General features: G+C 57.6%; 26 protein-coding genes and 5 pseudogenes. 12 read left to right on the forward strand and 19 right to left on the reverse strand.

All coding sequences use genetic code 11. The features are described 5' to 3' along the window. Positions 1-280 precede the first annotated feature (280 nt). Both rssB and rssC read left to right on the forward strand, forming a co-directional pair. The gene (gene rssB, locus ACYZTX_RS11955) at positions 281-1,465 is read left to right on the forward strand and encodes a two-component system response regulator RssB (RefSeq protein WP_462034211.1); all 1,185 of its coding nucleotides are present in this window, start codon (positions 281-283) and stop codon (positions 1,463-1,465) included. Then, the gene (gene rssC, locus ACYZTX_RS11960; RefSeq protein ID WP_007935262.1) at positions 1,462-1,944 is read left to right on the forward strand and encodes an anti-sigma factor antagonist RssC; all 483 of its coding nucleotides are present in this window, start codon (positions 1,462-1,464) and stop codon (positions 1,942-1,944) included. The genes rssB and rssC overlap by 4 nt, the downstream gene beginning before the upstream one ends. 73 nt (positions 1,945-2,017) lie before the next feature. Here rssC and tal read toward each other — a convergent pair whose 3' ends face one another. From tal to ACYZTX_RS11985, 5 genes are all read right to left on the reverse strand, one after another. Continuing rightward, on the reverse strand, positions 2,018-2,944 hold the full coding sequence (gene tal, locus ACYZTX_RS11965) for a transaldolase (protein ID WP_462034212.1): 927 nt from the start codon (positions 2,942-2,944) through the stop codon (positions 2,018-2,020). A gap of 725 nt (positions 2,945-3,669) precedes the next feature. Continuing rightward, positions 3,670-4,065: a PIN domain-containing protein gene (locus ACYZTX_RS11970; RefSeq protein WP_461963288.1), complete on the reverse strand. Its 396-nt coding sequence runs from the start codon at positions 4,063-4,065 to the stop codon at positions 3,670-3,672. Continuing rightward, complete coding sequence (locus tag ACYZTX_RS11975) at positions 4,062-4,304, reverse strand: AbrB/MazE/SpoVT family DNA-binding domain-containing protein (RefSeq protein WP_462034213.1); 243 nt, start codon at positions 4,302-4,304, stop codon at positions 4,062-4,064. Before ACYZTX_RS11975 ends, ACYZTX_RS11970 begins: the two co-directional genes overlap by 4 nt. Positions 4,305-4,493: 189 nt before the next feature. After that, a complete protein-coding gene (gene dusA, locus ACYZTX_RS11980) occupies positions 4,494-5,489 on the reverse strand; it encodes a tRNA dihydrouridine(20/20a) synthase DusA (RefSeq protein ID WP_462034214.1) in 996 nt (331 codons plus the stop codon). A gap of 476 nt (positions 5,490-5,965) precedes the next feature. Beyond that, positions 5,966-6,235, reverse strand: coding sequence for a short-chain dehydrogenase (locus tag ACYZTX_RS11985; protein WP_462034215.1), 270 nt, complete (start codon positions 6,233-6,235; stop codon positions 5,966-5,968). A gap of 479 nt (positions 6,236-6,714) precedes the next feature. Here ACYZTX_RS11985 and ACYZTX_RS11990 point away from each other — a divergent pair, with 479 nt between their 5' ends. Next, complete coding sequence (locus tag ACYZTX_RS11990; protein WP_462034216.1) at positions 6,715-6,933, forward strand: hypothetical protein; 219 nt, start codon at positions 6,715-6,717, stop codon at positions 6,931-6,933. 120 nt (positions 6,934-7,053) lie between these two features. On the opposite strand, the gene ACYZTX_RS11995 is transcribed toward ACYZTX_RS11990, so the two are convergent. The 9 genes from ACYZTX_RS11995 to ACYZTX_RS12035 form a co-directional block, all read right to left on the reverse strand. Continuing rightward, positions 7,054-7,839, reverse strand: a complete 786-nt coding sequence (locus ACYZTX_RS11995) for a transporter substrate-binding domain-containing protein (RefSeq protein WP_462034217.1) — start codon at positions 7,837-7,839, stop codon at positions 7,054-7,056. 85 nt (positions 7,840-7,924) lie between these two features. Beyond that, entirely contained in the window at positions 7,925-8,194 is a 270-nt protein-coding gene (locus ACYZTX_RS12000) for a heavy-metal-associated domain-containing protein (protein ID WP_348134640.1), read from the reverse strand. 99 nt (positions 8,195-8,293) lie between these two features. Continuing rightward, positions 8,294-8,710, reverse strand: coding sequence for a hypothetical protein (locus tag ACYZTX_RS12005; RefSeq protein WP_462034218.1), 417 nt, complete (start codon positions 8,708-8,710; stop codon positions 8,294-8,296). Positions 8,711-8,813: 103 nt separating this feature from the next. Next, positions 8,814-9,206, reverse strand: coding sequence for a hypothetical protein (locus ACYZTX_RS12010; protein WP_462034219.1), 393 nt, complete (start codon positions 9,204-9,206; stop codon positions 8,814-8,816). An 88-nt stretch (positions 9,207-9,294) separates the two neighbouring features. Beyond that, entirely contained in the window at positions 9,295-10,230 is a 936-nt protein-coding gene (gene copD / locus ACYZTX_RS12015; protein WP_462034220.1) for a copper homeostasis membrane protein CopD, read from the reverse strand. A 3-nt stretch (positions 10,231-10,233) separates the two neighbouring features. Next, on the reverse strand, positions 10,234-10,605 hold the full coding sequence (gene copC, locus ACYZTX_RS12020) for a copper homeostasis periplasmic binding protein CopC (RefSeq protein WP_462034221.1): 372 nt from the start codon (positions 10,603-10,605) through the stop codon (positions 10,234-10,236). Positions 10,606-10,660: 55 nt separating this feature from the next. Beyond that, positions 10,661-11,548: a copper resistance protein B gene (locus ACYZTX_RS12025; RefSeq protein WP_462034222.1), complete on the reverse strand. Its 888-nt coding sequence runs from the start codon at positions 11,546-11,548 to the stop codon at positions 10,661-10,663. An 11-nt stretch (positions 11,549-11,559) separates the two neighbouring features. Further along, positions 11,560-13,284, reverse strand: a complete 1,725-nt coding sequence (locus ACYZTX_RS12030) for a copper resistance system multicopper oxidase (RefSeq protein ID WP_462034223.1) — start codon at positions 13,282-13,284, stop codon at positions 11,560-11,562. A 113-nt stretch (positions 13,285-13,397) separates the two neighbouring features. After that, positions 13,398-14,102 carry a murein L,D-transpeptidase catalytic domain family protein gene (locus ACYZTX_RS12035; protein ID WP_462034224.1) on the reverse strand — a complete coding sequence of 235 codons (705 nt, stop codon included), beginning with the start codon at positions 14,100-14,102 and terminating at the stop codon, positions 13,398-13,400. A gap of 81 nt (positions 14,103-14,183) precedes the next feature. Between ACYZTX_RS12035 and ACYZTX_RS12040 the strand changes: the two genes are divergently transcribed. Together ACYZTX_RS12040 and ACYZTX_RS12045 are read left to right on the forward strand one after the other, a co-directional pair. Further along, positions 14,184-15,935, forward strand: a complete 1,752-nt coding sequence (locus ACYZTX_RS12040) for a L,D-transpeptidase family protein (RefSeq protein WP_462034225.1) — start codon at positions 14,184-14,186, stop codon at positions 15,933-15,935. A gap of 201 nt (positions 15,936-16,136) precedes the next feature. Continuing rightward, positions 16,137-16,928 carry a lipopolysaccharide biosynthesis protein gene (locus ACYZTX_RS12045; protein ID WP_462034226.1) on the forward strand — a complete coding sequence of 264 codons (792 nt, stop codon included), beginning with the start codon at positions 16,137-16,139 and terminating at the stop codon, positions 16,926-16,928. A gap of 54 nt (positions 16,929-16,982) precedes the next feature. On the opposite strand, the pseudogene ACYZTX_RS12050 reads toward ACYZTX_RS12045, so the two are convergent. Next, positions 16,983-17,237, reverse strand: a pseudogene (locus ACYZTX_RS12050) (LysR substrate-binding domain-containing protein); the annotation flags it as partial. 2 nt (positions 17,238-17,239) lie between these two features. Here ACYZTX_RS12050 and ACYZTX_RS12055 point away from each other — a divergent pair. The 3 genes and pseudogenes from ACYZTX_RS12055 to ACYZTX_RS12065 form a co-directional block, all read left to right on the forward strand. Then, positions 17,240-17,500: pseudogene (locus tag ACYZTX_RS12055) on the forward strand (class II aldolase/adducin family protein); the annotation flags it as partial. A 66-nt stretch (positions 17,501-17,566) separates the two neighbouring features. Continuing rightward, positions 17,567-19,138, forward strand: coding sequence for a sensor domain-containing diguanylate cyclase (locus ACYZTX_RS12060; protein ID WP_462034227.1), 1,572 nt, complete (start codon positions 17,567-17,569; stop codon positions 19,136-19,138). 143 nt (positions 19,139-19,281) lie between these two features. Continuing rightward, positions 19,282-19,959 (forward strand): annotated as a pseudogene (locus ACYZTX_RS12065) (DUF1254 domain-containing protein); the annotation flags it as partial. Positions 19,960-20,082: 123 nt separating this feature from the next. On the opposite strand, the gene ACYZTX_RS12070 reads toward ACYZTX_RS12065, so the two are convergent. Next, positions 20,083-20,382, reverse strand: a complete 300-nt coding sequence (locus ACYZTX_RS12070) for a hypothetical protein (protein WP_462034228.1) — start codon at positions 20,380-20,382, stop codon at positions 20,083-20,085. 126 nt (positions 20,383-20,508) lie between these two features. Further along, a complete protein-coding gene (locus tag ACYZTX_RS12075; RefSeq protein WP_462034229.1) occupies positions 20,509-21,081 on the reverse strand; it encodes a GNAT family N-acetyltransferase in 573 nt (190 codons plus the stop codon). 239 nt (positions 21,082-21,320) lie between these two features. Between ACYZTX_RS12075 and ACYZTX_RS12080 the strand changes: the two genes are divergently transcribed. The 4 genes and pseudogenes from ACYZTX_RS12080 (at position 21,321) to ACYZTX_RS12095 (ending at position 23,500) form a co-directional block, all read left to right on the forward strand. Further along, a complete protein-coding gene (locus tag ACYZTX_RS12080) occupies positions 21,321-21,446 on the forward strand; it encodes a hypothetical protein (RefSeq protein WP_462034230.1) in 126 nt (41 codons plus the stop codon). Continuing rightward, positions 21,443-21,667 (forward strand): annotated as a pseudogene (locus tag ACYZTX_RS12085) (EAL domain-containing protein); the annotation flags it as partial. The gene ACYZTX_RS12080 and the pseudogene ACYZTX_RS12085, both read left to right, overlap by 4 nt. A gap of 98 nt (positions 21,668-21,765) precedes the next feature. Further along, the gene (locus ACYZTX_RS12090; RefSeq protein ID WP_462034231.1) at positions 21,766-22,560 is read left to right on the forward strand and encodes an exodeoxyribonuclease III; all 795 of its coding nucleotides are present in this window, start codon (positions 21,766-21,768) and stop codon (positions 22,558-22,560) included. Between the two features lie 112 nt (positions 22,561-22,672). Next, positions 22,673-23,500 (forward strand): arylamine N-acetyltransferase family protein, encoded by an 828-nt coding sequence (locus tag ACYZTX_RS12095; protein ID WP_462034232.1) that lies wholly within the window; start codon positions 22,673-22,675, stop codon positions 23,498-23,500. A 63-nt stretch (positions 23,501-23,563) separates the two neighbouring features. Here ACYZTX_RS12095 and ACYZTX_RS12100 read toward each other — a convergent pair whose 3' ends face one another. After that, positions 23,564-23,896 carry a BrnA antitoxin family protein gene (locus tag ACYZTX_RS12100; protein ID WP_462034233.1) on the reverse strand — a complete coding sequence of 111 codons (333 nt, stop codon included), beginning with the start codon at positions 23,894-23,896 and terminating at the stop codon, positions 23,564-23,566. Positions 23,897-23,929: 33 nt separating this feature from the next. After that, positions 23,930-24,034, reverse strand: a pseudogene (locus tag ACYZTX_RS12105) (BrnT family toxin); the annotation flags it as partial. Between the last annotated feature and the right edge of the window lie 45 nt (positions 24,035-24,079).

Genomic DNA, 24,079 nt, shown 5'->3' on the forward strand with positions numbered 1-24,079 from the left:
ATCAGGGGCTCGAACCTTCCATTACGTTACGGTTTTGACGGTTCTTATAACTCCCGGTGATTTGAAATGGAAAGTCGTCAAGCGACCATCGGCGTGAGCTTGAAACGCCCCGCGGATGGGAGTACCGTCTGCGCCTTAGAAGGGCACCTCTGGTGGAGCTGTGTGTAGGGCAAACGCTCGAAAACAGTGCAGCAGAGAGGCTAGAAAGCGAATCCAGTAGTGTGAGCCGGGATAAAGCCCTGCCTGCTACGCCAACCTAATTCTGGCGCCGTTTGCCCACATGCCAAAAACCAGTGCCACGCTGCTGATAATCGATGATGACGAAGTAGTGCGCGCGAGCCTCGCGGCCTACTTGGAAGACAGTGGTTTCAGTGTCCTGCAGGCCAGCAACGGCCAGCAGGGACTTCAGGTATTCGAGCAAGACAAGCCCGACTTGGTCATCTGCGATCTGCGCATGCCGCAGATGGGCGGGCTCGAACTCATTCGCCAGGTCACCGAGCTGTCGCCACAAACCCCGGTGATCGTGGTTTCGGGTGCCGGCGTGATGAACGACGCGGTCGAGGCCTTGCGCCTGGGCGCGGCGGACTACCTGATCAAGCCTCTCGAAGATCTTGCCGTGCTCGAGCACTCTGTGCGCCGGGCTCTGGATCGTGCGCGCCTGCTGCTGGAAAACCAGCGCTATCGCGAGAAGCTGGAAAAGGCCAACCGCGAGCTCGCCGCCAGCCTGAACCTGCTCCAGGAAGACCAGAACGCCGGTCGCCAGGTGCAGATGAACATGCTGCCGGTCAGTCCCTGGACCATCGACGAGTTCCAGTTTGCTCACCAGATCATCCCGTCGCTGTACCTGTCGGGTGATTTCGTTGACTACTTTCGGGTCGACGAGCGTCGGGTAGCCTTCTACCTGGCGGACGTTTCCGGGCATGGCGCCTCTTCAGCCTTCGTTACCGTGCTGCTGAAGTTCATGACCACGCGCTTGCTGTTCGAATCCAAGCGCAGCGGCACATTGCCGGAATTCAAGCCTTCAGAGGTCCTTGGTCATATCAACCGAGGCCTGATCAGTTGTAAGCTGGGTAAACACGTCACAATGGTCGGTGGAGTCATCGACGAGGAGACAGGTTTGTTGACCTATAGCATCGGTGGTCATTTGCCGTTGCCTGTGTTGTACACGCCAGACAGTGTTCGTTATCTGGAAGGGCGTGGTCTGCCGGTGGGCCTCTTCAATGAAGCCACCTACGAAGACCACGTACTGGAGCTGCCGCCGACATTCAGCCTGACGCTGATGTCTGATGGCATCCTGGACCTTTTGCCAGAACCTACACTCAAAGAAAAAGAAGCGGCTTTGCCCCAACGGGTCAAGGCAGCGGGCGGCAGCCTGGATGGTCTGCGGCAGGTTTTTGGATTGGCCACGCTAGGGGAGATGCCGGATGATATCGCCCTGTTGGTGTTGAGCAGGAATCTTCAATGAGTACCGGTAGAATCCAGTTCGCCGAGCAGGATGGCACCTTCGTCCTGAAGTTCGTCGGTGAAGTTCGCCTGACCCTATGTTCGGCGTTGGATGCGACTATTGAGCGGATCTTCACGGCGTTGAACTTCAATGCGATCGTGATCGACCTGACCGAAACCCGCAGCATCGACAGCACCACGTTGGGCCTGCTGGCCAAGTTGTCGATCCTGTCTCGGCAAAAGGTCGGCTTGCTGCCGACTGTCGTCACAACCCACGAAGACATCACCCGTCTGCTGCAGTCCATGGGCTTCGAGCAAGTGTTCAACATCGTTGACCGCCCGATCCCGTGCCCGGAATGCCTGACCGACCTGCCAGACCAGGATCAGTCCGAAGAAGTGGTGCGGATCAAAGTGCTCGAGGCGCACAAGATCCTCATGGGCTTGAACGACTCCAATCGTGAAGCATTCCATGACTTGGTGAACGCCCTCGAGCGTCACTGATTCCATAAGCGACCGCACACAAAAAAGGGCAAACCTATGAGGGTTTGCCCTTTTTGCGTTTGCTCTTGTTGGATCAGAGCTTGGCTTGCAACAATGCTTCGAGTTTTTCCTGGTCGCGAGCAAACTGACGAATACCCTCAGCCAGTTTCTCGGTCGCCATCGCGTCCTCGTTGGACAACCAACGGAACTGCGCTTCATTCAGGCTCAAACGCGCTTCACCGGCATGACCCGGTGCCAATTTGCGTTCCAGCTTGCCGGTGTCCGCCGCCAGCTTATCAATCAGATCCGGGCTGATGGTCAGACGGTCGCAACCGGCCAGTTGCTCGATCTGATTCAGGTTACGGAAGCTCGCGCCCATGACCACAGTCTTGTAGTCATTGGCCTTGAAGTAATTGTAGATACGCGTCACCGACTGCACGCCCGGATCATCCGCGCCGGTGTAGTCGTTGCCGTTGGCCTTTTTGTACCAGTCGTAGATACGGCCCACGAACGGCGAAATCAGGAACACCCCTGCATCAGCACACGCCGCCGCCTGAGCGAACGAGAACAGCAAGGTCAGGTTGGTCTGGATGCCTTCCTTTTCCAGCGTCTCGGCGGCACGGATGCCTTCCCAGGTGGATGCGATCTTGATCAGCACGCGGTCACGGCCAATGCCGGCCTTGTCGTACAGGTCGATCAGACGGTGCGCACGCTTCAATACGGCGTCAGTGTCGAACGACAGGCGCGCATCCACTTCGGTGGAAATACGGCCAGGGATGACCTTCAGAATTTCTTGCCCTACCGCAACGCCAAAACGGTCGCTGGCCAGGCCAACATCGCCCTTGCAGTCGTGAACGCAAGCGTTCAGCAACTCGGCATAACCGGGAATGGCCGCCGCTTTGAGCAGCAGGGAAGGGTTGGTGGTAGCGTCCACGGGTTTAACGCGAGCGATAGCTTCGAAGTCGCCAGTGTCGGCAACCACGGTGGTCATTTGTTTGAGTTGTTCCAGCTTGGAAGTCATGGGCGTGCTCTGTCCTATGGGTCTAATGACATTACCCGAGCGCTGTCAGCCACTCAAGGGTGCGTGTACGTATCGATGGCCCCTGCGGCAACATCTGGAAAACGGCTGTTTGAATGGCGGGGCGCGGTGTCGATAAATACGATGCCAAATCAGACCACAGGTTCAACCGGTCTGACGGCTAACGCGGCTTAATGCCGATGGAGCTGAGGCTACGTGACATTGTTCAAGATGAAATACGTCTTCCACGCCTCCATGCATTCCTGAGCGAGCTCAAAACAGCATTCATCGCCACGTTCAGTCTCAATTCTTGCCTCGTCGATGCTCACGATCGAGGTAGTCCCAATTGGACCGACAGTCATCGTAGATGTGATCATGAAGACTCCAGGCTCTGACCCGCTTCGCAACTTCCTATCAAGCTTCCGGTGCTTAAGCTTGTTACAGACGTCGGCGCATATTCTCAGTGCAGGGCTTTGGCTTATGTAGTCTTCCACGTTGCTGAACGAGGCGTAGCTAGGGGAGTGTTTCACCCAGTCTTTGAGGTGATAACAGACCTCAAAGAAGCTAAATAACTCAAACTCGATGTTCCCACCGTAGGCCGGAAAGATGCCATCGCGGATAGGTTGGAGTTTATTGAATTGATACTGAAGGCGAGCTCGGTGGTATTCCATTTCTCTCCTGGGCGTGTCGCGCTACGAATGCAAAGCGGTTGATCTGAGCGTGCCAAGTCACGCCAAGCGACGCATGCCTGCCGTCTTGGCGGCCTTGCTGTCGAAGGTGACGATGTACTCGCAGCCTGCCGCGTTGGCGCTGCGCTCAATCAAGCAATCTGCGAAGTCGGCGTTGGCCTGTGAGTATCTACGCAGCGCCTGCCAAACAATTTCGGAGTTTTCCACCGTCAATTCACGAGTCCGCAAAAGCGTTTCGAGGACAGTAATGATCTCGCTTTTTGCGCTCTCGTAGCAGGATTGAAGTACCCAGACCAACTCGACTATCGAAACCATCGTGATGAACCCAGGAGAAGCTATTGTCAGCGACTCAATCAGTTCGGAGGCTTTAGCTGACTGCTTTGGATCATCCTGAGCGACATACCTGACCAGTACGTTGGTATCCAGACCTATCATATGGTTTTGGATCCTTGTACCGCGATGGCCTGGTTCATGTCCTCGATGCTTACAGCTTTAGCGGGCTTGCGTATGAGTCCTTTGAGGTCGCGAGCCGAATGAGTCGCGGCCATAATGGCGAATTTACCATCGCCTATGGCTACAAATTCAATGCGATCCCCCGTGTCGAGGCCAAGAGAAGCCCGAACCTGTGCCGGAATTGTGATTTGTCCTTTCGAGGTCAGTGTGGCGGTTGCCATGGTGGATACTCCGTCAAGTCAGATTTTCCTTACATTAAGGTAAGGATTTTTGGAAATCAATGCTCAACGGAACAGGGAACGATGGGCGGTGAAAACGAAGCTGATCCTGGAACAGACCAGCCGCTTCGGTAAAGACGCATTATCCCGGCACAACAAACACGGGCTGGAGGAGTTGACCAACGCAACTGATCAACGCCCCTCCAACAACTCCGCTGCCTGATCCAGCAACACCAAAGGCTCTTTAGCCTTATGAATATCCACCGACAACAACTGCCGAAACTTGCGCGCCCCCGGAAATCCGGTACCGAGCCCCAGCACATGCCGAGTGATGTGGTGCATCGAGCCGCCCGCATCGATGTGCGCAGCTATATAAGGCCGCAACTGCGCCAGCGCCTCGGCCCGGCTGATCACCGGCGAAGTGCTGCCGAACAGTTGCTGATCCACCTCAGCCATCACATAAGGATTGTGATACGCCTCTCGCCCCAGCATCACACCGTCGAACGTCTGCAAATGCTCGTGACAGGCTTCCAGCGTCTTGATCCCGCCGTTGAGAATAATCTCCAGCTCCGGAAAATCCGTCTTCAACCGCGCCGCCACGTCATAGCGCAGGGGCGGAATGTCACGGTTCTCCTTCGGCGACAACCCCTCCAGAATCGCAATCCGCGCATGCACCGTAAAACTCGTGCACCCGGCATCCCGAACCGTGCCGACGAAATCACACAACTCCTCGTAACTGTCCCGCCCATTAATCCCGATCCGATGCTTCACCGTCACCGGAATCGACACCGCATCGCGCATCGCCTTCACACAATCAGCCACCAACTGCGGATGCCCCATCAGGCACGCACCGATCATATTGTTCTGCACCCGATCACTCGGGCAGCCGACATTCAGATTCACCTCGTCGTAACCGTGGTCCTGAGCCATGCGTGCACACATCGCCAGGTCCAGCGGGACACTGCCGCCGAGCTGCAGGGCGAGCGGGTGTTCGGCCTCGTTGTGACGCAGGAAACGGTCGTGATCGCCGTTGAGCAGCGCGCCGGTGGTGACCATTTCTGTGTAGAGGAGCGCGTGCTTGGAGAGCAGGCGCAGGAAGAAACGGCAATGGCGATCTGTCCAATCCATCATCGGGGCGACGGAGAAGCGGCGGGAGAGCGGGGCGGGTGCGGCGGTGATTGGGGGCATTGGCGGTTCTGAGATGGGTGGGGCTGGGAGGTGGGGAGTTTATCAGGATTGGGGTTGCAGGGCTCAGACGAGCTTTTCTGCGATTGTTCAGTACATCTGAGCAAAAGCATGAGAGAAATCGACTGGATCGCTACGAGTAAATAGAACGGTGGATGTGTTTTTCGTAACCAGCACTGAGAGCTACTTTGTACTAGGAAGCTTGCCAGTGGTCACAAACGTATTGAACACTTTCTGCCCATCACACGCTGCTTCTCGAACATCCAGGAACGTCAGTTCTCTATGGATGACCTTTCTGCGTGGCTTGTCGGTTTTTTTAGTGGTGGCCATCGGAGCCTCCGAAGGATGTGATCAGCTGATGTGATCAGCTGATGTGATCGATGGTATGGGCAAACCGCAAAAGGCGGTATGGGGGTTTCTTTTACTGCCAGGTTCCATGAGACCGAAGGGGCGTCCGAGCAGGGCGCCCCGTTGTGACATCAGGACGGTTCAGCATCCATACGTCGCGCAACGACATCCAGCACATCACAGCCATCGCGCAAGGGTATGCAGCAAAGCAATGCGAAGTCGCTGAGAATCACCGAGTCCGTGGTGATATCGCCACGCATCGCGAGGTTTTCCAGGATCTGCGTTACCGCGCCAATTCGGTAGCGAGCGGTGCTAAGCAGTGAGTGCAGCGGTTGGGTGGTATTTACATACAGCGAGGGAAGGTCGTCGGCGTTGCTGGTTAAAGCCATATATTCTTTCATGAGTGATTGCCTTGAAGTGAAGTGAGATCACCTACCACTCGTTGTCGCCAAACAAAGGGTGGTAGCTGTACGCGGGTTGGCGAACCGGACAAGGCACAAACCGGCAGACCCGAAGATCTCCCACGCACAGCCACCAAAAAAAAGGTAGCCAAGTGCGTTTAGAAACTCTCCGAGCTGGCTCGGAGGTTTCTGTGCCTTATCATCGAGTCGCCAAACCCGATACGTCATATGGACGCGGATCGGACTATAGGCCTCGTGACAAAGGCACAGCAATGCGCAAGTGTACGGACAATTCCCAGAGTCGTGTAGGACGTTACTCTTTTGACAGTTTGTCTGGGGGAGCGCCCTTTTTTGTATCGAGAAACCGCATCACCTGAACCAACGCTGTCGCCCAACCAAGTTTCATAATTCCTGGTGGTCTCGCGGCATAGGATGACTCCCTAAGGTCACCGCGCTTCCAACCCACAGGGAACTGAAAAATGATCTCGAACCTTTTCAAAGTCGTGTTGATCGCCGGTGCATTGCTGTTGAGCGCCTGTTCGGGTGCAAGCACCCATAGCGAATATTCGGAAGCCACCCTGCCGTCTGCCGGTTTTGGTCCGGGGCCTACCAACAACCCCAATAAGATGAGTTCCCATGGCAGTGCGCTCGGCAACAGCTTCGGCGAGTACAGTTCGGGGTTGTTGCACGACGATTAAAGGCGGAAGTGTTTCCGCCGTTTTGCGTTTCGCCTGATGTGCCGTGTGCTTTGGGTTGGCGACTGCTGCGCAGCCGAACGCAGGCTTCGCCAGCTGCTACATGGGTTGTATGTGTGGCGGCTATTTGGGGGAGGGCGTTGCTATCCACTGGCCGAGGACTTTTTGGTAGTTGCCCGTCACCTTCGCCAGGTGCAGCCACTGATCGACATACAACTTCCAGGTGATGTCGTCCCGGGGCAGCAAGTATGCCTTCTCGCCATACTGCATGAATTGCGTCGGGTTCACCGCGCACAGGCCGGGTTTGAGTTTCTGCTGATACAGCGCTTCCGAGGCGTCGGTGATCATCACGTCAGCCTTCTTGTCCAGCAGCTCCTGAAAGATGGTCACGTTGTCGTGAAGGCGCAATTGCGCCTTGGGTAGAAAGGCGTGAACAAAGGCTTCGTTAGTGCCGCCGGCCGGTTCGACCAAGCGAACCGAAGGTTGGTTGATTTGCTCGATGGTCTGGTACAGCGCCTGATCTTCGCAGCGCACCAGCGGGATTTTGCCGTCGACGTCCAGCGTGGTGCTGAAGAAGGCTTTTTTCTGGCGCTCCAGCGTGACGGAGATGCCGCCGACGCCGATGTCGCATTTGCCCGCGAGCATGTCGGGCATCAGGGTTTTCCAGGTGGTTTGCACCCACTCGACTTTGACGCCCAGGCTGTCGGCCAGCGAACGAGCCATGGCGATGTCGATGCCCGAGTATTCGCCGTCCTCGGCTTTGACGGTATAGGGTTTGTAGTCGCCTGTTGTGCACACGCGCAGTTGGCCCTGTTGGATGACGCTGTCCAAGTGCGATGGCTCTGCCTGAGCGGCAAACGATAGAGCGAGCAGGCCACCGAGCATCAGTGTGCTTTTCAGGTTGTTCATTGTTATCCGGCTTCCATGATGGAGTGGGGGCTGAGAATACTTACTTTCTGCTGCCCCGCTCAACATCATCCTGGTCGGGGCGGATTCAGTGACAGCAGCAACTTGAACCGCCGCAGCCAGATTTTTTCTTTACACCTTCATGCTGGTCTTCTGTCAGTACGCTTGCTGGATACCCTGCCTCCTTCAGTGCGGATAACAGAACATCGCTCTCGGCATCCCCAGTTACCTTGACCCGACCGGACGCCAGATCGACTGTCACTTCACCCACCCCGGCGAGCGGCTGCAACGCGGCGTTGATGTGTTTGACGCAGCTCCCGCAGCTCATGCCTTCGACTTGCAGTTCAGTGCTGTTCATTGCGTAAGCCTCTTTTACTGTGAGTGGCAGGTGGTGTGATGACGTGGGTCGATGGTTGACCCTGCCACGATGGCAAGGTCAAGCGCTTCTTTAAGGACGTTAGTTGCTCATCGGCATCTTCATCATGCTCGATTGCTGATCCATCATTTTCATCATCATGTTCATCATCTGGTCTGAGCGGTCCTTGCCGTGGGACATGCCTTTGCCCATTCCCATTCCCATTCCCATGCCTTGGCAGTGGTTGTGCATCATGCCCATGCTGTCCTTCATCGTGGCCATGCCTTCTTGCATGGCGGCCTGGCGTTCGGCCGGGGTTTTGGCTGCGATCATTTTTTCGTGGGCCGCCTGCATTTTTTGCATCTGTTCGCTCATGGCCTTGTCTTGCGTGGTGGCGGTGGCGGTGGCGGTGGCCGGTACGGTTGGCGGTGTGTCGGGGTGATGTTCGTCGACGGCCAGAGCAACCAATGGGCTACTGATGAGCAGTGCGGCGACGAGTGTTTTGAAGTGCGTATGCATGGCAATCTCCAGTGAGTCAGGGACGTACAGGAACTATTGAGCCGCGCTAAAGAGGCGAAGCCAAAAGGGGGCGGCCGGAATTCCGGGCGCTCGGAGGACGGTTTTAATCGTTGAAGCGAACGAAGCGCAGGCGTGCTGGCGGCCGGGGTGGCGCCGGGCGGTGTAAGGTGAGAAACGCGAACGGAGTCTGGGAGCGTGCACTCAGAATCAGCGCGGGCAGCAGAAACAGGACGGCCCAAAGGGTGTGTTCGAAGGTGGGCAGGGGTAGGGTGGGGCTCAGTGCTGTCGAGCTGTGTTCGCAGTATGGCAGGCAGCCGCTGGCATGCAGCTCATGACTGTCGTCATGGCCGGCGCTGCGGCTGATTTCATGGGCGGTGGTCAGGTCATGAGGCGGCAGGCTCAGGCATCCCTGGCTCGCCGCTACCGCAAAGGCCAACAGCCACAGTGCGAGCACTTGGCGGATCAGCAGCGATAGGTGACTGCGAAACCAGAGCATATTGTGTACCCGATCCGAGGGATTATCTTGAGCTTAGTCCCAAGCAAGAGAGGCCGTCATTGATCCATATCAAGTGGTGCCCTTTACGTTACTCCGCGCTCACTTCCATCTCTGGACTCAATGTCCCCAACCAGGCCACCAACCCCACAATCAACACCGCCCCCACCAACTCTACTACCACACTACGCCGCAATGCATTCGCCGCTACCCGGTATTGCCTGTCCCGCAGCGACCGTTCCAAAAGTGGCCCAAGGTGAAACCGATTCAACGCGGCCAGCACCAGCATCCCGGCAAACAGCCCCACTTTAATAAATAGTAAAATCCCGTAGGTACTGAGAAACACCTCGTCAAGTTTAGGGCCGACGATGAACAGGTAGTTCACGATTCCCGTCACGGTGATCACGACCACAATCACTGCGCCCACCCATTCAAATCGATTAACAGCACGGACCAGCAGCCGGGTGCGCTCCTCGCTTTGCAGTGAGTTGATCCTCGCTAATAAGGCAAATGCGATCAACGCACCAAGCCACGCCCCCGCCGCCAGCAGATGCAAGATGTCGGTGATGAAATGCCAATACCGCAGGCCACCTTCATCCATCGCCCCATGACCGCTCCATGCCAGACTGGCGAGGGCGATGCCTGCGGCAGTAGACGCCATCAGCAGACTGACGCCGGGCGTTCGTTGGTTGAACATAACTGCTAAGCCGCCGACAACCAGCGCAACAATGCGAACCGTCCAAGCCAGTCCCACGTCCGTCTCAAACACCATCATCTCAATATGCGGGCGCAACTCGGCAAAGTCCGTCTCACCGCTCATAGCGCTGGCCATCATCACCATGCTGGCGACAGAAAGCAGCACACCCAGCAACGCCGACCCCGTCAACACCGACCGAAACGGCAACACCGCGCCCGATACCCGTTCCCGTTCTTTCAGGCTGTACAGCCCAAACAGCGCCAGGCCAAACAGCAACATCAAATCCACATACAAGCCAAAGCGCAGGGCAATGCTGACCGAGTCGCTCATCCATCACTTCACTTTGAATGTGACGTTACCGGTGATCGGGTGAGTGTCCGACGACACGGCGCGCCATTCGACTTTGTAGGTGCCGGTAGGCAGTGGCGAAAGCGGTGTGATAACCATGGTTTTCGGATCGCTACCACCGGAGACTTTGGCTTTCATGGGCATGGGGGAGTGCGCCATGCCAGGCATTTCCGTCATGACCAATTTTGCGCCGGAGAACTGGGTCATGAGGTTTTCCGAGAAGTGCAGTTCGATCTTGCTCGGTGCCGCGCCATCCGCACCTTCCGCCGGAGTGGAGGAAAGCAGTTTCGGGTGCGCTTGAGCGAGCGCGCTCATGAGCAGCCCAATGGCAACAGCGGTGGTTTTGAGAATGCGCATGCGAGGCCTCTTTCCGCTTTAAGCGGTTGTTTTTTTGGTTGTTGAGTCAGTGCGTTTAGAACCACAGGCGAACGCCAATGACCAGGCGTGCTTCGCTGCGATCCTCACCTTCATCGTTGGCGTAATCGGCGGTTTTGCCGTAGGTGCGGTTCCAGGTTACGCCGATGTAGGGCGCGATTTCCCGGCGGATTTCATAGCGCAGGCGCAGGCCCGCTTCGGTGTTGGACAGGCCGGAACCGATGCCTCGTTGCGGGTCGTTCTTGCTGTAGAAATTAAGTTCGGCGGTTGGCTGCAAAATCAGCCGGTTGGTCAGCAGGATGTCGTAGTCGCCTTCCAGTCGCGCGGCGGCTTGGCCACCTTCACCGATGAACGCCGTAGCTTCGGTTTCGAAGTTGTACAGCGCCATGCCTTGTACACCGAATGCCGCCCAGGTTTGCGGGTCGCCGGGTTTGAAATCCTGGCGAACGCCGGTCACCAGGTCCCACCACGGGGAGATGGCGTGGCCCCAGAGGGCCTGGACTTCCGCATCTTCGGTCTTGCCGTTGGTGCGTTCGCCTTCGGAGCGCAGCCACAGGCGGTCGATGTCGCCCCCGATCCAGCCTGAGAAATCCCAGGCCAGGGTGCTGCCATCATCGGCGTCCTGCCATTCGAGTTTGTCAGCAAGGAAGTGGTAGTTGAGCGCGGAGTCATGCACGTTATGGCCGTCCGGGCTGACGAACACGGCGGCACGGTCGGCATCGGTCAGCGGCGGGATCGGCGTGCGGCTTTCGGTCGGCGCGGCGGGCTGCATCTGGCCGTCGTCCATGCTTTGCATTTGACTATGGTCCATGCCCTGCATCTGGCTGTGATCCATGTTCTGCATGTCGTCGGTGGCGGCCATCGCCGAAGAGAGCGTCAGGCTCGCGGTCACGAGTGCCAATGAGAGGGGAGTGAGTCTGGTCATGGGTAGGCGCCTCATTCTTCCACGCGAACTTCACGGAACATGCCCATTTCCATGTGGTACAGGAGATGGCAGTGATAGGCCCAACGGCCGAGCGCATCGGCGGTGACGCGATAGCTGCGTCGGGAACCGGGCGGCATGTCGATGGTGTGTTTGCGCACCATGAACTCGCCGTTCTCGTCTTCGAGGTCGCTCCACATGCCGTGCAGATGGATGGGGTGGGTCATCATCGTGTCGTTGACCAGCACCACCCGGATCCGCTCGCCATATTTGAGGCGCAGGGGTTCGGCGTCGGAGAATTTCACGCCGTTGAACGACCAGGCGAATTTTTCCATGTGGCCAGTGAGGTGCAGTTCGACAGTACGACTGGGCTCGCGGCCATCCGGGTCTTCGAAGGTGCTGCGCAGGTCGGAATAGGTCAGGACGCGGCGGCCGTTGTTGCGCAGGCCGAGGCCAGGGTCATCGAGTTTGGGTGAGGTGGTCATGGCCTGCATGTCTACCAGAGGATTGTTGCTTTCCGTCGCGGGATGGGACTGCATTTCGCCCATTCCAGCCATGCCGCTGTGATCCATACCCGTCATCTGGCTGTGATCCATGCCCGCCATGCTGCCGTGATCCATCCCGCCCATGCCCATGTCATCCATGGTTACCAGCGGTCGAGGGTCCAGTGGCGGTACCGACGCGGATAAACCAGCCTTCGCTGCAAGCGTGCCACGTGCAAAGCCAGTCCGATCCATCGACTGGGCGAATAAGGTGTAAGCCGCTTCGGTCGGCTCGACAATCACATCGAAGGTCTCCGCCACCGCAATGCGAAACTCATCGACACTCACCGGTTTGACGTACAGCCCATCCGCAGCGACCACCGTCATTTTCAGCCCGGGAATACGCACGTCGAAGTACGTCATGGCGGAGCCATTGATGAAGCGCAGGCGCAACTTCTCGCCCGGCCGGAACACACCCGTCCAGTTCGAGTTCGGCGCCTGGCCGTTCATTAAGTAGGTGTAAGTTGCGCCGCTGACGTCGGCCAGGTCCGTGGGGTTCATCTTCATTTCGGCCCACATCTTTCGATCGGCAACCGTGGCCCCCCAACCTTTCTCGCTCACGTCGTGGATGAAATCACCCACGGTGGGCTTGTTGTAGTTGTAGTAGTCCGACTGTTTTTTCAGCGTCTTCATCAGGTCGACGGCGTCTTCGTCGGTCCAGTCGGTCAGCATCACCACATAGTCGCGGTCGTACTGGAAAGGCTCCGGCTCCTTCGCATCGATCACCAACGGCCCGTAAACGCCGGACTGTTCCTGTAAGCCTGAATGGCTGTGGTACCAGTAAGTGCCGTTCTGCCGAACCTTGAATTGATAGACGTACATCCCGCCCGGTTCGATGCCGTGAAAGCTCAGGCCCGGCACGCCGTCCATGTTGGCCGGCAGCAGAATGCCGTGCCAGTGAATGGAAGTGTCAGCGTTGAGTTTGTTCCTCACCCGCAACGTGACCGTGTCGCCTTCGCGCCAGCGCAGCAGGGGGCCGGGTATGCCGCCATTGATGGTCATCGCGGTGCGCGGGTTGCCGGTGATGTTGACCGGGGTTTCACCGATGAACAGGTCGAAGTCGGTGCCCGCCAGCACCTGAGGCTCGCCAGGGCTGGCGATGGCCCAGACAGGCGTGCGCCATAACCCGAAGCCGCCCAGGAGCCCGCCCGCGGCCAGCCCCTTCACAAAGGTACGTCTTGATGTGTTGGAATGCATTCCGTTTTCCCGGTCCGTCAGCGTGGAGAGGACAGCTTGACGACGAGGCTAACGAGCGATGCCTTTCAGCAGGCTGAGGCGCAGATTACAATTTTGACAGGTTCAAACCGTGTCTATTGGCGTGAATCGGGCGTTGAAGCCGCGGCTACAGTGCCGCCCCCGCAATTGATATACGAAGAAGACTTCAACCAACGCTGATCCGGGTAATACGAAAACAACAACTGCCCATCCTTCATCGAATCAATCAACTTATGCGCAATCGCCGGCCGCACTGCCGGACAACCCAGGCTTCTACCGATCCGGCCATTGGTTCGGGCAAGCACCGGACTGACATAGGGCGCCCCGTGAATAACGATCGCTCGCTCGAACGCGTTGTCGTTGAAACCCGGCTCCAGTCCTTCCATGCGCAAGGAGTAACCGTTCTGTCCGACATAGCTCGATTGCGTGCGGTACAAGCCCAAACTGGTGGCAAAGCTTTCATTCTGGTTGGAAAACTTGACTGTCATGTTTTCGCCACTGTTGCGACCATGGGCCACAAGTTCGTGAAACAGTAACTTGCGCTTTTTAAGGTCGAAAACCCAAAGGCGTTGCGCGGTGGAGGGCAGGGAATAATCGATGACGGCGAGTCTTTGCACAGGAGCGGCGCCTTGGGCCAAGCTGCATTGGGAAGCACGGACGGCCAGTCCGATCACCTTGGCGTTGGCATGTGGAGCGGCTTTGATCAATGCGGCTTCAAGCGAATCGGCGTAGGCTGCCGGTACCGAAACTGATGTCAGCAGCAGGGCCGTGAATAGAAAGCCAAAGCGGTCTAGCGCCATAGGTAAGTCTCACATTAATGTTTCGAGTCTAGCAGTGGGCAGGATGCTAGCCGTTGAATACGGGGCGATTAAGGATTATTCATGGGGCAGTTAACAAGATTATTCGTCATAAGCCGCGTCTTTTTTATGGGCTTTCTGATCAGCGGCGCAGCGATCGCACAAACTTCGCCGATTCAGCCGGTATCTTCAGTCATCAGCAGAACCGACGCGGCACCCGATGATATCGTCGCTCAAGCGATTCAGGCGGCACTTGAACCGTTGAGTTCGTCTTTTCCACCTTTGCTCACTTCACGTGGCCATCAACGGATGGATCCGAGTCGCGTGGTCATGGATTTTTACATGCACCGCGGTTATCGCTCGGCTTGGGCGAACGACAGCGATGTCATTCAGTTATTGAAAAGCCTGAGTGACACTCAGGCCGACGGGCTGGACCCCGCAGACTTTCATATTGATGAGTTGGCGAACGCCAGAGCGTCGATGCAGGCAGCAGAGCCGACGGTGGAGCAAAGGGCGGCGTTCGATATTGCTGCCACCCGGACCTTTATCACGGCGCTGCTGCAGTTGAGGCGCGGCAAGGTTGACCCTTCGCGCCTGGACATCCATTGGAACTTCGACCCCGTGGGTGCCGATCCTCGCGGAGACATGAACAACTTATTCGCCGCGCTCGATGCTCATGACGTGGCGCGCGCCTTCGCGCAAGCGCCGCCACAGGAGGCGGTCTACGGCAGCCTGCGCATGGGCCTGGCGCAACTGCGCAAGGTTCGGGACGCGGGCGGCTGGCCGAAGATTGCCGAAGGCCAATCGCTCAAGCCAGGCATGGATGACGCCTCTGTCGCGCAGTTGCGAGCACGTTTGGTGGTGGGAGGTTATCTGGCCCCATCAATGAAGCAACGGACTGATTACGACGACAGTGTCACCGCGGCAGTGAAAAAGTATCAAACCGAGCAATACCTGGGCGCGGACGGCGTGGCGGGGGCCGCGACATTGGCTGCGTTGAATGTGCCCGTAGAGGCGCGGATAGACCAGGTCCGGGTGAACATGGAGCGCGCGCGCTGGTTACTGTTCAAACTTCAGGGTACGTTTGTCATTGTTGATATAGCCGGTTACAAAGTTGCGCTCTATCGCGACGGTAAAGCGATTTGGCGTTCCCGGGTACAGGTCGGTAAGCCGTTTCGCAGTACGCCGGTGTTTCAATCCGAGATTACTTATGTAACGTTCAACCCCACTTGGACCGTGCCACCGACGATCCTCGTCAAAGATATGCTGCCAAAAATTCAAAGAGACACCGGCTACCTTGCCGCCAACCGTATAAGAGCCCTTGATCGAGAGGGGAATGTGCTCGATCCGTCGACCGTCGACTGGGATAACGCTCGCGGTATCACGCTACGACAGGATGCCGGGCCGGACAATTCGCTGGGGCAGGTGGTCATTCGGTTTCCCAATGACTATGCGATTTATCTCCACGACACGCCGCATCGCGAGTTGTTTGCTCAATCGCGCCGTGCCACCAGTTCAGGCTGTATACGGGTGGAGAATCCATTGCAGTTGGTTGAGCTGCTGTTCAACGACCCGGTTCATTGGAATAGCGCGGGGATAAAGGCCCAGTTGGCTAACGGCAAGACCGAAAACATCAGACTTCCCGTCAAGGTGCCGGTGCTGTTGGCGTACTGGACGGTGGACCTGAGTAACGATGGTCGAGTTATGTTTAAGCCCGATGTCTACGGGTACGATACAGCGGTACTGCGGGGATTGAATCTGCCCTCGGAGCTGCCCATTCTGGATGTGCGGCAGGCAGGAACGTCTGCTGTAGCCACGAAGCAACACCAGCAGTAGGCATGAAGGCGGGGAATCGATATCGGTAGGGTTAAGGGCATGTCATCGATGCACCAACGATGCAAGCGCTCTGCGTCAGCCTTTGCGCTCCGTCGCAGATTCCGGCAATGGCGAACCCAAAAGGTTGGCTCACCCGTTGAAAACTATCACAATGCAAAAATAGTCACCGATCATCGATGTAAAGGGATAGGGAAATTGAAGATGGATGTTGCGCAAAAAAACTCGTCACTCATCACAGGTATGCTTCATGCGCATGACCTCGATGAGTGCCGCAACATTCAAAAAGGAGCTGTATTTATCATTGCCTCGGGGGCGACCGCTAAAGATTTCCCGCTGGAAAAGTTTGCCGACATTCCGATGATCACGATGAACGGCGCCATCTCTATGTTCACCGGGTCGGGTATCAGGCCGTTCTTTTATGCCTGTACGGATCAAGGCTTTTCCCGGGAGCAGCCCGAACTGTTTTCACAGGCCATGCGCATCAGTCAGCGAGTTGCGTTGCGTGAAGAGCATATCTGGCACACGACGGTAGCGCCTGAGGGCGAGCTGTATTTACTCGGCCGAGCACCCAAGCTCTCCTGGACGGACCTGGTGTTCAGGGCTGATAAAGAACTCGTCAGAAGTCGCAAACTCGGAAATGGCCGCAATAGAACCCTCGGTTTCAGCAAGAACCTCAAACGCGGTTTTTTTGATGCGCGCACGGTGGCCTATCTGGCATTGCAGATTGCCTATCACGTGGGGTTTACCAAGGTGTTTTTGGTAGGCGTCGACTTGAATCAGTCTGTGAGCCGTTTTTACGAAGAGGCCGACACGTTAGCGTCGCCATGCCTGCTCGATCAGCATTTTTATACGCGAATCCTGCCGTCGTTCGAGATCTTGTCGAAGTACGTCGTAGATGAAGTTTTTCAGGTGTACAACCTGTCCAGTTCTTCAAGGATTCCTGGTGAGCTCATTCCCCGGGTGACGTTGGATGAGATCGACAAGTTGATCTAACGGTTGCTCGTGCTTTATTGAAATGGGCGCCCTGGAAGCGCCGATTCTTTGTGATCATGCCTGGCCCAGCTCCTCGCACAAAAACTCCACCAACGCCCGTTGCAACCCGGTCAGCGCACCCTCGCGGCTGATCAACGCCAACTCTGTCGGTGGCAATTCGGGTAAGTCGGTGCACACACTGTGCTCAGGCAATACCGCCGAAGCGGGCAGCACCGACACGCCCAGACCGGACGTCACCGCCGCCTGAATGCCCGTCAGGCTATGACTGCCGAACGCAACCCGCCAGGGCCGCTGAGCCACATCCAGCAGGAGTGTTTTTGAAGAACCTCGGGGTAATCGTCGCCGGGCCAACCATCGCCGAAGCGTGGGACGACCTGTATTACCTCGAACGTGCCGCCCAGGTGCAGTTGATGGCGATGGCGACACAGCGCGAACTCAAGCCTGTGCCCCACGAGATTGCGCAGCGTGCGTACGAGCAAATACGCCTGGGGGATGCAGAAAGTGCCCGGGCACATTTGCACAGTGCGATGCGGCGGCTAGCCAATGGACATTTGCCCGTTACCCCCCCGTAGACTAAGCTCACAAAAAATAAGGGTTTTGGGTCTTTTACCCATGCCTTGCCCTTGCAGGATGAGCTTTTGCCAATCCCTCTTCACGATCCGCACAACGCTATTGGTGTCACCTTGAAACGTTTACCGCTGCGCAAAGCAGCGGTGCTGTTTATTGCGGTTGTGTGCCTGAGCCTGTGCGGTTTGCTTTACCTGCAACTGGAGCAGTCGCGCCGGCATGACCTGGCATTGGCGCAAGTCGCGTCATCAAACCTGACACGGGCCATGGCACAGCAGGCCGAAGACACCTTCATGCAAGCCGATCTGGTGCTGACCAGCCTGGCGGACTGGATTCAGGCTGACGGTTTCGGCGCGCTGCAAAATCCACGCTTGCAGAAGACTTTCGCCCGACGGGTGCAGGCGCTGAATCAATTGCACGGGATATTTCTGTTCGACCAGAAGGGGCAGTGGGTCGTGACCTCTTTCGACGATCTGCCTCGCGGCCCGGGTGTGGCGGATCGCGATTATTTCAAGTTCCACCAGCAGAACGTCTCATCCCTGGCGCACATCGGGCCAGCGATTCGCAGTCGGAAAAATGGCGAGTGGATCATTCCGATATCCAAGCGTGTGAACGACAAGAATGGCAATTTCCAAGGCGTCTTGTTGGCCGGCATCAAGATGGCGTACTTCGATCAGTTCTTCAAAAGCTTCAGCATTGATGACAACGGTTCGATGTTTTTGGGATTGACCGACGGAACGCTGCTGGCGCGACGGCCATTTGTGGAGTCGCTGATCGGCACATCACTGGCCAAGAGCGAGATCTTTGAGAAGATGCTGCCCCATGCGCCCTCCGGTAACGCGATGTTCAGCTCGCTGGTCGATGGTGTTGTGCGGTTGTATGGCTACCGTCAGCTCGACACTTATCCGCTGGTTGTGTCCGCCGCCTCATCCAGGGAGTCGATTCTCAAGGATTGGCACGACACGGCGTTTCAATCCACGGTCATCGTTGCCCTGGTGGTACTGGGCGTGGGGCTGTTCGGTTGGGTGTTCCTTTATCAGGTGCGCCTCGGCGAACGAGTCGAGGCGGATTTGCGCAAGGCGAAGGAAGCGCTGAAGCTGATTGCGACGCATGACAGCCTGACCGGCCTGGCCAATCGCCGATTGTTCGAAGGGGCTCTGGACATCGAGTTCGGCCGTGGCGCCCGGCAGGCGAGTTCGCTGAGCCTGATCATGCTCGATATCGACTACTTCAAACCCTACAACGACGCTTACGGCCACGTGGCGGGGGATCATTGCCTGGCTGAAGTGGCGCGGGCGGTGAAGGGGGGCTGCCATCGAAAAGCCGATTTGGCCGTGCGTTACGGCGGTGAGGAGTTTGCGGTTTTGCTGCCCGACACTGACATCCGCGGCGCGATGGTGATTGCCGAGCAGATTCGCCGCAGCGTCATGGACAAAAACATCATCCACAGCGGTTCACCCTCGGGCTTCGTGACGGTCAGTCTTGGCTGTTATTCGTTTGTGCCGACGGGGCGGGACAGCATGGAAGTGTTTATCGAACGAGCGGACGCGGCGCTGTATCAAGCCAAGCATTCGGGGCGAAACCGCTCGGCGGTGCTGTCGATGGAGGGCGGTGTCGAGGCACTGCTGCGTTCAGATCGTTGAGGTGTAGCTCAAGGTTGTTTCGCCCGCGCAACACCCCGACCAGCCGGCTGTCTGGCTGTCAGATCCTCTTCAATTGATCGTCTAGAGTTGCGGTAGCTCTGCCGAACCCGGTAGATCTCCCCACAGCACGGACGATCGCCAAAATGTTGATAACTCAAGCATTGACAGCCGTTGCTCTAACCGTTGCAGTCACCGCGATCTTTCCGCTCGCGAGCCACGCTCAATCGAAAGTCACAGCCGAAGAAGCTCGCGTCACCGGCGTGGATGCCTACCTTTATTTTTACCCGCTGTTGACCATGGACATCACCCGCAAGCAATTCACCAACATCGAACCGGGCAAGGAATTCGGTACAGGTCCGATGAATAGGTTTGTCAGCGTGCCGCAGTATCCACCTGCCGATTTCAAAGGGGTGGTGCGCTCGAACGTCGACACCGTGTATTCCATTGCCTGGCTGGATTTGACCAAAGAACCGCTGGTGATCGCAGCGCCCGATACGGCCGGGCGTTTTTACGTGCTGCCGATGCTCGACCTGTGGACCGATGTGTTCGCCTCACCGGGCTGGCACACCACGGGTACACAAGCGGGGCAGTTTCTGGTGACACCGCCGGACTGGACCGGGACGGTGCCTGCCGGACTGAACCATCTGCCGGCGCCTACACCCTTTGTCTGGGTCATTGGCCGCGCCAACACCGACGGCGCGGCGGACTACGCGGCCGTACACAAAATTCAGGCTGGCTACACCGTGACACCGTTGTCCCGGCTGGGTAAAAGCCCCGAGCCGGCCAGCGTGAAAATCGACCCGACCGTGGACCTGAAGACTCGCGGGGTCAACGGCCGAAGGGTAGGTTCAATCTGACCATACGTTTGTGTGAGCTCAAGGCTGGTGTGTAGCACCCAACTGACAGCAGCCGACGATCTCTCCTCATCGGCTGTCTCTACGCGTTCAGCTGCCTGTCCCGCCTCCGGCACCGCCCGTTCCTCCCCCGGCAGCACCCGTGCCACCACCCGCGCCAGAGCCGCTGTTTCCACCATTACCGCCGTTGCCGCCGCTGGTAGAGTCCGATCCGCTATGGCCGCCTGAAGGTCCGCCTGGGTTGGTGTTCGGCGCCGTTGTCGAACCGCCGGTCAAGCCAGACTGGGTTCCGGTAGCGTCAGCGCCATCGCCGGAGGCTGCAAACGTGGCCACGGATGCGACGGACAGCACACCCGCCAATAACAGCGAGGTGACTTTGATGATCATCATGGTGTGTCTCCAAAGATGAGTCGTTACCTGATGTTGGTGTGAAGGGCTGGGTGGTTGGTGCCGGTGGGTTGACGAGTGGTTGACGCGCGTTTCAGGCGAAAGCCTCACGCAGGAGTCAGCTAAGTTTTAGTCGGCCAGCTTCTGCTCGAGGTTCTGCCGCACCTGCGGCCATTCATCATCAATGATGCTGAACCGCACCGAGTTGCGCTTGCGTCCGTCCGGCATGATCCGTTCGTGGCGCACGATGCCTTCTTGCTGCGCGCCGAGCCTGAGGATCGCATTGCGCGACTTCTGGTTGTTTTCGTCGGTAGTGAATTGCACCCGCACGCAATCCAGCGTGTCGAAGGCGTACTGCAGCATCAGGTACTTGGCTTCGGTGTTGACGAAGGTTTTCTGCCAGCGGGCGCAAATCCAGCTGCTGCCGATTTCGAGCTTGCGGTTGAGCCGGTCGATTTTCCAGAAGCGTGTCGAGCCGATGACCTCGCCGGTGTCCTTGAGCATGATGATGAAGGGCAACACAGTGCCGGCATCGCGGCCGTCGAGGGCTTTCTTGAGGTAGCTGTCGACGGTGGTCGGGGAGGGCACAACGGTGACGGTCAGGTTCCACATTTCACCTTCCCGCGCAGCATTTACCAGAGCATCGGCGTCACTCAATTGCAGGGGGCGCAGGCAGATTCGTTGACCTTCCAGTGTGTCCATCAGCAGGCAGTCTCGGCATCAAAAGGAACGCGGGGGATGCGTGCAATTACAGGGCAGCGGCCGTCGATTGGCAAGGGTTGTGTCAACGGTTCTTCAATGGCGGCAATGACTTGCGTTATCCAGGCGCCAGGGCCCAGCATGGCTGCTATGGTCAGTGAACGTTCGGCGAGTGCCCTGGTAAAAAAAAGCATTGAGAGCGTCGCATCCCGATCAGGTAATCGATTGACAGGATCAAGTGCATGGATATGACTGCCGTTACCACCGTCGTCGCTCCCCGTTATACGCCGATCACCCGCAGCCTGGTGTTTGTCGTTGGCCTGCTGTTTGTTCTGGGTGTGTTGATCGCCCTGTTGGCCTTGTCATGAGCAGCGGCGGCAATGACCGCGCCGTGGTGCAGGCAATCATCAACCTGGGCAAGGCCATGGGCCTGACCGTGACGGCAGAGGGGGTCGAAACCCTGGAGCAAATGGACTTCCTGATCTCGGATCAGTGTCATGAGGTGCAAGGATTCTATTTGAGTCGACCTATGGAAAAGCAGGCGTTGCTGCCATTGCTCAAGGCGTCGCAGGACGAGTTCCCCGTGTAGAGGCGTGCCTTTAGTCGCCTGTCTCGCTCGCGGCGGCAACTGCCGGGGCGCACCCCGGTCACAACTGGATATCGACCCGCCATTGCGAGCGTTGGAACATGAAGAACCTGAAAATCGCGACGTTCAACGTCAACGGCATGCGCGCCCGACTGCCGAACTTGCTGACCTGGCTTGCGCGAGAGCAACCGGACATTGCCTGTTTGCAGGAGCTCAAGTCGGTCGACAGTGCATTCCCCGCCGCCGAGCTTGAGGCCGCTGGCTATGGCGCGATCTGGCAAGGTCAGTCTTCGTGGAACGGGGTGGCGATTCTGGCGCGGGATGCACAGCCGCTGGAGAGTCGTCGAGGTCTGCCGGGCGATGACAGCGACACTCACAGCCGGTATCTGGAGGCCGCCGTGCACGGGATTCTGGTGGGCTGCCTGTACCTGCCCAATGGCAACCCGCAGCCGGGGCCGAAGTTTGATTACAAGCTGGCGTGGTTCGAACGGCTGATCCAGTACGCGCAGACGCTGCAGGCCAGTGAGCATCCCGTGGTGCTGGCCGGTGATTACAACGTGGTGCCCACCGACCTGGACATTTACAACCCGCGATCCTGGCTCAAGGATGCGTTGCTGCAACCCGAAAGCCGCGAGTGTTATCAGCGCCTGTTGGCCCAGGGCTGGACTGATTCCTTGCGCCACCTGTATCCGGAAGATCGGCTCTATACGTTCTGGGATTATTTTCGCCAGCACTGGCAGAAAAACTCAGGCCTGCGCATCGATCATCTGTTGCTTAACCCTGCGCTGAGCCCTTATCTGCATGAGGCCGGAGTGGATGCCTGGGTTCGCAATGAGCCGCATGCCAGCGATCACGCGCCGACGTGGATTCGGTTGGGTTCGCGCAAACGGCGTTGATCTTTATGTGTGCGGCGATTGGCTAAATCAATTGTCAGTCGAACCGCTTTATCCCTTATACATGGCGCCCATCGGCGGAGAGATCCGCGGCACCCTGCATAAGGACAGAGCAATGAGCGAGCCACACCTGACGAACCGAGCGTTGTACTTGCAGCGTCTGGGCTTCGACGCGCCCCCGGCGCCGACTCTGGAAACCCTGCGCCAACTTCAACTGCGCCACACCGGTGCCTTCCCGTTCGAAAACCTCAGCACGTTGTCGGGCCAGCCGGTGCTCATCGACCTGCCGTCCATCGAGCAAAAGGTCCTGCGCGATGGCCGCGGTGGTTACTGCTACGAACTCAACTATCTGTTTCTGGTCTTGCTCCAGGAACTGGGCTTCGATGCTCGCGGCCTCTCCGGCCGAGTGGTCTTGGGCCAGCCTGAAGGCGCGTGGACCGCCCGTACGCACCGCTTGAGCCTGGTCACCCTGGACGGCGTGCGCTACATCACTGACGTTGGCTTCGGCGGCATGGTGCCCACCGCCCCGCTGATGCTCGATACCTCGGCTGAGCAGCTCACACCTCACGAACCCTATCGCATAGAACAGCACGAGGATGGCTACACCCTCCGTGCCAACGTCGCCGGCGAGTGGCGGGCGATGTACATTTTCGATTTGCAGCGTCAGGAGGACATCGATTACACCGTCGGCAACTGGTATGTCTCTACCCATCCCGAATCGTCTTTTGCCAGGCAGTTGATGGTGGCGCGCACAGGGGAGGGATGGCGACGCACGCTGAATAACGGCAATTTTGCGATTCATCGGATCGGCAGTGAGACTGAGCGGCGGCAAGTGGCGGATTTGGATGAGTTGATCGAGTTGCTGGAGCGTGAGTTCGGAATTCGGGTGCCGGTGCATGCCGGGTTGAAGCGGGTGTTTGCGGGGCTGATTGAATCCAGCTAGCAGCTTTAGTACCAAGCCGCGGAATTCGGGCGTGAATCGCTCGACAGTGCTCATGAGGCAGGATCAAGACTCCATCACTCGATGGATTTCGCTGAGTACCTCTGAGAGTTTTTTCTCCAGACTGCGCAGTTCGGAGGTCGTAATCCCTTCTTTGAAATGTCCCGCGTTCGCCACAGCGGTGCATTGATCCGGATCCGCCGTTTTGCCTTTATCGGTGAGCAAGGCCTGGCGCAAGGTGTTGTTGATCACCGTCTGATAGCCAAACCCCTCGCTCTCGGCCATTGAGCGAGCAGCCTCTATGACGACATCATCCAGCATGATGGTAATTCGGGTTTTGCCTTTGCCGCCAGCAACGGCTCCGCGCTTGGCATTGCTGAAGTCGTATTCGTCTTTCATTGATCAAACCTCCGTATAGCGCCGGCGCTCGCTCTCGTCATAAATCACGGCCTCCGTTTCCGCGAGGCTGATCCCTTGATGCTTTAATTTGTTAGCTGCGTTTTTTGCCTTGTGATACTGAAACTCGAATGGCTTCATTATGCATACTTTATATGTATAAATGAGAGGCGTCCGTGCCAGCGG

This window comes from Pseudomonas sp. MDT1-17, assembly GCF_054898105.1.

Coding starts and splice junctions, on each gene's coding strand:
- rssB (WP_462034211.1), top strand. CDS start 281: ATGCCAAAAACCAGTGCCACGCTGCTGATAATCGATGATGACGAAGTA.
- rssC (WP_007935262.1), top strand. CDS start 1,462: ATGAGTACCGGTAGAATCCAGTTCGCCGAGCAGGATGGCACCTTCGTC.
- tal (WP_462034212.1), bottom strand. CDS start 2,944: ATGACTTCCAAGCTGGAACAACTCAAACAAATGACCACCGTGGTTGCC.
- ACYZTX_RS11970 (WP_461963288.1), bottom strand. CDS start 4,065: ATGATAGGTCTGGATACCAACGTACTGGTCAGGTATGTCGCTCAGGAT.
- ACYZTX_RS11975 (WP_462034213.1), bottom strand. CDS start 4,304: ATGGCAACCGCCACACTGACCTCGAAAGGACAAATCACAATTCCGGCA.
- dusA (WP_462034214.1), bottom strand. CDS start 5,489: ATGCCCCCAATCACCGCCGCACCCGCCCCGCTCTCCCGCCGCTTCTCC.
- ACYZTX_RS11985 (WP_462034215.1), bottom strand. CDS start 6,235: ATGAAAGAATATATGGCTTTAACCAGCAACGCCGACGACCTTCCCTCG.
- ACYZTX_RS11990 (WP_462034216.1), top strand. CDS start 6,715: ATGATCTCGAACCTTTTCAAAGTCGTGTTGATCGCCGGTGCATTGCTG.
- ACYZTX_RS11995 (WP_462034217.1), bottom strand. CDS start 7,839: ATGAACAACCTGAAAAGCACACTGATGCTCGGTGGCCTGCTCGCTCTA.
- ACYZTX_RS12000 (WP_348134640.1), bottom strand. CDS start 8,194: ATGAACAGCACTGAACTGCAAGTCGAAGGCATGAGCTGCGGGAGCTGC.
- ACYZTX_RS12005 (WP_462034218.1), bottom strand. CDS start 8,710: ATGCATACGCACTTCAAAACACTCGTCGCCGCACTGCTCATCAGTAGC.
- ACYZTX_RS12010 (WP_462034219.1), bottom strand. CDS start 9,206: ATGCTCTGGTTTCGCAGTCACCTATCGCTGCTGATCCGCCAAGTGCTC.
- copD (WP_462034220.1), bottom strand. CDS start 10,230: ATGAGCGACTCGGTCAGCATTGCCCTGCGCTTTGGCTTGTATGTGGAT.
- copC (WP_462034221.1), bottom strand. CDS start 10,605: ATGCGCATTCTCAAAACCACCGCTGTTGCCATTGGGCTGCTCATGAGC.
- ACYZTX_RS12025 (WP_462034222.1), bottom strand. CDS start 11,548: ATGACCAGACTCACTCCCCTCTCATTGGCACTCGTGACCGCGAGCCTG.
- ACYZTX_RS12030 (WP_462034223.1), bottom strand. CDS start 13,284: ATGCATTCCAACACATCAAGACGTACCTTTGTGAAGGGGCTGGCCGCG.
- ACYZTX_RS12035 (WP_462034224.1), bottom strand. CDS start 14,102: ATGGCGCTAGACCGCTTTGGCTTTCTATTCACGGCCCTGCTGCTGACA.
- ACYZTX_RS12040 (WP_462034225.1), top strand. CDS start 14,184: ATGGGGCAGTTAACAAGATTATTCGTCATAAGCCGCGTCTTTTTTATG.
- ACYZTX_RS12045 (WP_462034226.1), top strand. CDS start 16,137: ATGGATGTTGCGCAAAAAAACTCGTCACTCATCACAGGTATGCTTCAT.
- ACYZTX_RS12070 (WP_462034228.1), bottom strand. CDS start 20,382: ATGATGATCATCAAAGTCACCTCGCTGTTATTGGCGGGTGTGCTGTCC.
- ACYZTX_RS12075 (WP_462034229.1), bottom strand. CDS start 21,081: ATGGACACACTGGAAGGTCAACGAATCTGCCTGCGCCCCCTGCAATTG.
- ACYZTX_RS12080 (WP_462034230.1), top strand. CDS start 21,321: ATGGATATGACTGCCGTTACCACCGTCGTCGCTCCCCGTTATACGCCG.
- ACYZTX_RS12090 (WP_462034231.1), top strand. CDS start 21,766: ATGAAGAACCTGAAAATCGCGACGTTCAACGTCAACGGCATGCGCGCC.
- ACYZTX_RS12095 (WP_462034232.1), top strand. CDS start 22,673: ATGAGCGAGCCACACCTGACGAACCGAGCGTTGTACTTGCAGCGTCTG.
- ACYZTX_RS12100 (WP_462034233.1), bottom strand. CDS start 23,896: ATGAAAGACGAATACGACTTCAGCAATGCCAAGCGCGGAGCCGTTGCT.